Annotated in this window: 1 pseudogene; it reads right to left on the reverse strand. The window is 68.4% G+C overall.

Features of this window, described 5'->3' with window-relative positions:
• Nucleotides 1-338 (reverse strand): annotated as a pseudogene (locus JL475_RS39335) (IS5/IS1182 family transposase); the annotation flags it as partial.
• Nucleotides 339-547: the final 209 nt, after the last annotated feature.

A 547-nucleotide genomic window follows, 5' to 3' on the forward strand; every position in this document is an offset into this window, starting at 1 on the left:
TTGTGTTTGCCGGACCACCACAGGTCGGCCTTGTTGGGGCCGGCGGCGGCCACGCGGTCGGTGCGGATGACAGTGCCGTCGAGGTTGAGGTGGGTGTACCCGGCCGCCGCCGCTCGTTCAAGAGCGGTGGACAGATCGGGTGCGTGGTCGGCCAGGACGGTCAGTCCCTCGTGCAGGTAGCGGTAGGTGGTCGGCACCGAAATGCCGTTGTCCCGGGCGAGCTGGGCCAGCCGGGTGCCGTCGACGAACCAGCGCAGCGCGAGCACCGCCTGTTTGAAGACGCCCAGCGCGCGGGTGCCCCTGCGGGTCCCGAGCCGCTCGCGCTGTCCGCGCAGCAGCCTCGCGAGGTGCTCGGCGGTCGCCCTGCGGACATCGAGCACGGCGGTGTAGGTGATACTGGACGTCACGTGGAGCCTCTGGTTGTACGGAACGTGATCTTCGCAGACCCGTTCCTACCAGGGGCTTCACTCATGTCCGGCATCGAGTCACCATCCCGCCGCCCGGCATCATCACGCACCGCAACCGTCACGTTGCCGAGAAGACCTCA

The sequence above is a fragment of the Streptomyces sp. M2CJ-2 genome, from assembly GCF_016757295.1.
Classification (GTDB): Bacteria; Actinomycetota; Actinomycetes; order Streptomycetales; family Streptomycetaceae; genus Streptomyces.